Annotated in this window: 6 protein-coding genes and 2 pseudogenes; 5 read left to right on the top strand and 3 right to left on the bottom strand. The window is 32.6% G+C overall.

The genetic code is table 11. The features are described 5' to 3' along the window. The 3 genes and pseudogenes from HRG09_RS27365 to HRG09_RS27355 form a co-directional block, all read right to left on the bottom strand. On the bottom strand, positions 1 to 1,202 hold a 1,202-nt coding region (locus tag HRG09_RS27365), incomplete at its 3' end, for a macrolide family glycosyltransferase (protein ID WP_174103959.1). Positions 1,203 to 1,892: 690 nt separating this feature from the next. Further along, positions 1,893 to 2,081 (bottom strand): annotated as a pseudogene (locus HRG09_RS27360) (IS6 family transposase); the annotation flags it as partial. A gap of 9 nt (positions 2,082 to 2,090) precedes the next feature. After that, positions 2,091 to 2,759 carry a poly-gamma-glutamate hydrolase family protein gene (locus tag HRG09_RS27355; RefSeq protein WP_174103958.1) on the bottom strand — a complete coding sequence of 223 codons (669 nt, stop codon included), beginning with the start codon at positions 2,757 to 2,759 and terminating at the stop codon, positions 2,091 to 2,093. A 57-nt stretch (positions 2,760 to 2,816) separates the two neighbouring features. Between HRG09_RS27355 and HRG09_RS29780 the strand changes: the two are divergent. From HRG09_RS29780 to HRG09_RS27335, 5 genes and pseudogenes are all read left to right on the top strand, one after another. Then, positions 2,817 to 2,888 (top strand): annotated as a pseudogene (locus HRG09_RS29780) (IS6 family transposase); the annotation flags it as partial. A gap of 450 nt (positions 2,889 to 3,338) precedes the next feature. After that, on the top strand, positions 3,339 to 3,806 hold the full coding sequence (locus HRG09_RS27350) for a GNAT family N-acetyltransferase (RefSeq protein WP_174103957.1): 468 nt from the start codon (positions 3,339 to 3,341) through the stop codon (positions 3,804 to 3,806). Between the two features lie 132 nt (positions 3,807 to 3,938). Then, positions 3,939 to 4,667, top strand: coding sequence for an MOSC domain-containing protein (locus HRG09_RS27345; protein WP_174103956.1), 729 nt, complete (start codon positions 3,939 to 3,941; stop codon positions 4,665 to 4,667). A 399-nt stretch (positions 4,668 to 5,066) separates the two neighbouring features. Further along, a complete protein-coding gene (locus HRG09_RS27340; protein ID WP_174103955.1) occupies positions 5,067 to 5,363 on the top strand; it encodes a DUF2089 family protein in 297 nt (98 codons plus the stop codon). 2 nt (positions 5,364 to 5,365) lie between these two features. Continuing rightward, positions 5,366 to 5,650: a hypothetical protein gene (locus tag HRG09_RS27335; RefSeq protein WP_174103954.1), complete on the top strand. Its 285-nt coding sequence runs from the start codon at positions 5,366 to 5,368 to the stop codon at positions 5,648 to 5,650. Positions 5,651 to 5,795 lie beyond the last annotated feature (145 nt).

Raw genomic sequence — 5,795 nt, 5'->3', positions numbered from 1 at the left:
ACAACAGAACCGTAATTAGACATAAATTGCTCAATTTCTTCAATAGCTTTTTTGTATCCCCCAGCCTCTCGAAGAGACTCTCCAATTTTACGACTCTTTTCCTTAAATGTTACATCATCCATTACTTTCTTTACAGTTTCACGTAATAACTCGGGTGTTACTTCTTTACGATTCAATCTTATTCCAGCCCCTACTTCGGCTACTCGTTTTGCAACTAAAGGTTGATCCCCTGTCACCGGAACTACAACTAACGGAACACCGTAGTATAATGCTTCACTTGAGCTATTCATACCGCCATGTGTAACAAATACATCAGTATGTTTCAATACTTCTAATTGCGGGACATAATTATACACTTTAAAATTATAGGGAATATCCTTAAATTGATTTATGTTTATTTTTTTCCCAACAACTAATATAACAGTCGCATCTATATCTTTAAAAGCTTCAAAACATTTTTCATATAACTCTGGTTGCTCATTAAAAACTGTTCCCATAGAAATGAAAACAGCTTTTTTGTTCTTTAAATCTTCAATAGGAAAACTGTCTATCTCCTTACGGGTGGCAATTGATGGACCAACAAATTTATACGATTCATCAAATATATCTGAATATGGCTGATACTCTTTAGATGTATATACAATCGTAATATCTCCAGGATGATTCATAATATCATATAGACTATTACATTCCATTCCATACCGCTCTTTCCATTGTTCCATTCCAGCTAAACACGATTGGTATAGTGGATCATTTTCATCTATTTCTCTTGATTCTTGTTCATCATTAAAGGTAATGTAATGATTATACGCAAAAGTTGTACAAGAAGAAATGTTAGGTAACTTAAAAATATTCGCTATAATCCGCCCTACAGGAAAATGGTTATCATAAATCATGTAGTCATACTGTTCTCCTTTTGTCTCTTCTATAATTTGATTGACAATACGTTCTGATGCTTCCATCATATGTGATAGCATCAGGACAGGACTACCCCCTTCATTTACTCGTTCCATAATATTAATTTGAGAAAGAAAATTCTCAAATGCTCGAAACTCTGCACCTGTTGCTTCAATCTTCTTCCTATAATCCTCAATACAATATGCAACAACTGTTTCTCCACGCTGAATTAACTCACTAACAATAGCTAACGTCGGATTAATATGACCTTCTCCAGGAAAATTTATTACGAGTACATTCGCCATTACAATCTTTCCTTTCCATTTAATATAATTAAATTAATAATTTATCATGTTAATCCCCCCATTATAAACCAATCTATCCCATTCATTCATATGTTTCTCTTCGTTTTATTATTGAGAAAAATTTTCTACTGCTAATGCTATTATGAGTACAAAATTTTAATACACCTAATAAATTCAACCGTTACTTTTCATATCCAGTAATATAAGACCTTTATATTTTAAAGTATTTATATAAATATTTATTTTTATAATTCTAATAATAATAGATATATCACCAAATCAATACTAAGCTAAGATTCTTAATTACCCATATTCATCAACCTAATCACCAAACAAGTAATTTATTTTTATACCGTTCTTTATGAGAGGTCACCTCAAAAACCGTTTACAAAGGTATACTTTTATAGACATTCCAAGGACTCACTAGATATTTGAATACATAGTAATGAAAAGTGAACCAAAAGGTGTACTTTTTGATATAATGTATAAATTTTTAATGAATTAAGCTAATTCCCCTATTTCGGGGATTTAGGAAAAAACACCCTAGCTTGATGGGCACACGAGACTATGCCCCAAAAACATGTATCCCAGTTGAACCCCATTATGATGCTTTGGAGGCGTTAATTTTTGCACCAGAACCAAATCAACTATATTACCTTTGGAATCTATCGCACGATAGAGATACATTCATTGCGATTTTACCTTGATATACGTTTCATCGACTCACCAAGAATCATTAACTTCCTTTAATTGACGACGTATCCGCTTGTCCAATTCAGAACTATACTGATGTATCCAACGTATAATGGTTGTATGAGGGATAGATCGTCTCTGCCCTCCCATCATTTCTACGAAGTCACAAAAACTTAAATTGTACCGAAATTACCATCACTTTGACTCAGCTATCGCTGACCGAATGGCATTACTGAATTTTTCCATCTTGGAATTATCATTTGTAAGCTCGTCGCGCAAAGCAGTGGTAAGCTCCAGTTGCACGCCTTTTAGGTTTTTACCCTTATTTACGATATTCTCCGGGTCGGTCCCTCTGAGATTGTCAGGTGTAGTCCCAATGCCGAAACCTGCGTCGGACAATTTACTCAAAATATTCTTCTTTAATTCCTCATCAAGTCCACCCATGTAAACTAGTTTTTCTGTTCCTTTCGCACCATGGATAGAAATAACTTTGTTTTTTTGTGCTGTCATTCCCAGAGCTATTGGGTCGTCATAATGGGTAGAAGTTAGATGCAAATCATTTCGCTCATCGTTATTTAAATCTTCATATTTTTTAGCATTAAATATGTAGTAACTGTAATCACTTAGGGCAATTTTTTTTGCAATTTGGTCCGTTCCAGATTCAATCCTTCCACCGTGGATTGCTAAAATGATTGCATCAGCACTTGGTATATCTTGGGTTTCAATGGTATAATCTATACCTATTTGGTAATGCGTCGACAATTCTGCAAAGTTATTGTATACATCCGATGCGGCTGAAGCTGTAGACACAGCGAATGCTGAAGCAGTGAACAAAGATGTCAGAGCTAACATAGTTTTTTTCATTTCAATTCTCCTTTTTATTTGAACTCTTACTTGTATGATCCTGAATTCGGAAAATGAATACGTAGTCATCTCAAGCAAACAAATGACTCCTGGAGAGTCAATGAAACGTATATCAAGGTAAAATCGCAATGAATGTATCTCTATCGTGCGGTAGATTTCGAAGAACAAACCATTGATTTTTATCTGTTGTGCAATTGCTTGTTTTTTTAACCATAAATTCACTTATTTCTCATATACGGATTAATACACACAAAAGGTAATCATAACCTATTTACACATAATTTACCACATCTATCCGCCTATCATTGTAACATAACTTCAATCATATGGTATTATCTGAACATAGATTTATGGACAGAGTTTTCGGACGTATTTATAGGGAAAAATCTACGAAACTAAGAATGAAATTGATGTGTCCAGAAAATATAGAGTTTTGGAACAAATAATAATATGTGTGCTTTTTTAACTTTGTTCAGCAATCGGGCCAGATTGTTGAATAACGTAATTTAAATATTTAACCCTTCTATTTTGTATAAAAATAAATTATAATGAATAATTATTACGATAAGGAGGATGAATATGCTAATAAAACATGCTACATCTTCTGATGCACCAGTAATTCATGACTTAATGATTAAAGCATTTAAGGAATATGAGAATGTAATCCCACCATCAAGTGCTTTAGAAGAAACTGTTAAGTCAATTTCAGTTGCTCTAGAAAAAGGGGAAAAAGCATTTATTGCTTATGAAGAAAATCATCCAGTTGGAATGGTGCGATTCCAAGTAAAAGATGAGGGTTTGTATTTTTATCGGTTGTCGGTTATTCCTGAAAAACAAGGCAAAGGCATTGCAAAAATGATATTAAAATTCTTAGAGGACTATGCAATTAATATCAGGGTTTCTACAATTTTCTGTAAGGTCAGAATGACTGTACCTAAGAACATACAGCTATATAGTTCCATAGGTTATCATGTTTTTGATGAAGATATCGTACATAAACCAAACGGCATAAATATTAAAGTTGTTTCAATGGAAAAAGAACTTTAGTTCTTCAACAAATGGGTGCTATTCTTAAGTAAGGAGGCGCTTTTTTGTATTGGGCATTTTGTGGAGCAAAAGCTGATTTAACTTATTTTTTTGTTAAAATTTTAATAGGGAAATTATTAAGGAGTGAATGAAATGTTAATCGGACATATTAAGGAAATTGTTCGCCATCCTGTAAAATCTTTTCATGGAGAGAATGTAAATCAAACTAAAATTATGGAATATGGTTTGTATGGAGATCGCAGTCATGCTTTTTTAGATGATACAAGACAAGGAAAGTTTTTAACAATTACACAATTCCCAGAAATGGTTCGATATAGAGCAAAATTTGTAGGAGAAGAGTTAATGGAGAAATATCCTAAAGTCGAAATAACGACACCTGAAGGTAAGGTTATCGATTGGGGGGATGAAGAACTTACTAAAGAAATAGAATACAAGTCAGAACGAAAAATCTCTCCGATTACATATACCCCTTCGCATGTACCTTTGGGAGCCATTGAGGAAGAAAACATTCAACTAGTAACCGATGCCTCATTAGATAAATTAACAGCAATATGGGGAAACGCAGAGGTTAATCATCGACGTTTTCGTCCTAATTTACTTATAACATTAAGAGAAAAAATCCCATTTATTGAGGAAAAGTGGTTTGGTAAACGAATGAAAATAGGAAGAGAAGTAGAAATTCAATTAAAAAGACATTGTGAAAGGTGTATGATTATTACTGTTGATCCTGATAATACAGAGAGAGATTCGACGTTACTCAAAACGGTTGTAAAGGAAAGAAATAATCATTTTGGCGTTTATGCTTCGGTGGTAAAAACAGGTGAAATTCATGTGGGTGATGAAGTCCTTCTAATCGGATGAATTTATCAAATTAACACCCGTAAAAATGAAACTCTATAAACATGGAGTTTTAAATGAAAGTTACTTTAGATTTTATGCTACTTTTAATTAATCAGTATTCAACAATCGGGCGCTTTTCCGGAGTAACGATAAAAGCCCAATTTCTCAATTTTAATGTGAGAAATTGGGCTTATTTATGTTTACTTATAGTGCAAAATAACGCTTAAAATAAGCGCAAATTACCTCCTAAAGTGACACCCCATCGCTATCAAGCTAAGATTTTGAAATATCCCCAAAACGAAATTTATTTAATCTATGGATTTTTAAATAAAATTTAATGTTATTTTAACTTTATTTAATTATAAGTTGAATGATTTTTGTGAAAAGTTTAATATTGTTTATATAAGGAGGTGGTTTTTTATGAGAAGGGAGGAAATTCCTTCATGGGTTCTCTCGTTAGATAAAGAGTCTTTAGAATTTATTAGAAAGTTTATATTGAATTCTGGTTCTTTAAAAAACATGTCTGACTTGTATGATGTTTCTTATCCAACAGTACGTGCCAAATTAGATAGGTTAATAAAAAAAATTGAAGTACATAGTAAAGAAGATGATGTCGAGTTTGTAAATATGATTAAGGGATTTGTTATTGATGAACGAATTAGTCTAGACGTCGCTAAAGTTATCATAGAAAAATATAAAAAAGAAAAGGATGTTTAATTATGAGCTCTGTAGTTAGAATACTAGTTATTGTTGTTATAATAGTTACTCAAAGCTTTTTATCATCTCGAAAAAACCCTTATTTAGGTGGAATTCTCCCCGTAGTATACATAGGTTTTATTATCTTCTTTTTTAATAAATTACTAGCTAATGGTGATTATTTTTCCACATGGTTAACGATAATGGGTGGTTTATGCGGGCTGTTAAGTATATGGATCTCAGGCAGAGAACGTTTCAAAAAGAAGAGACAAAAAGAATTAGATCGAATTGAATTACAGAATCTTTAGATTTAAGAGACCTTTATATTATTAAGGTCTTCTTTTTTATTTTATAAAACAGCATAAGATACGGTTCTGGTGCAAAAATCATTTGAGAGAGGCACAGAAACCTGCATAGACTGTTCAATGGTAGATTATGATGCAATTCCAAATA

Source organism: Bacillus sp. Xin1 (assembly GCF_013314535.1).
Classification (GTDB): Bacteria; Bacillota; Bacilli; order Bacillales; family Bacillaceae_G; genus Bacillus_A.
This window is presented reverse-complemented; position numbering and strand designations above follow the sequence as displayed.

Coding starts and splice junctions, on each gene's coding strand:
- HRG09_RS27355 (WP_174103958.1), bottom strand. CDS start 2,759: ATGAAAAAAACTATGTTAGCTCTGACATCTTTGTTCACTGCTTCAGCA.
- HRG09_RS27350 (WP_174103957.1), top strand. CDS start 3,339: ATGCTAATAAAACATGCTACATCTTCTGATGCACCAGTAATTCATGAC.
- HRG09_RS27345 (WP_174103956.1), top strand. CDS start 3,939: ATGTTAATCGGACATATTAAGGAAATTGTTCGCCATCCTGTAAAATCT.
- HRG09_RS27340 (WP_174103955.1), top strand. CDS start 5,067: ATGAGAAGGGAGGAAATTCCTTCATGGGTTCTCTCGTTAGATAAAGAG.
- HRG09_RS27335 (WP_174103954.1), top strand. CDS start 5,366: ATGAGCTCTGTAGTTAGAATACTAGTTATTGTTGTTATAATAGTTACT.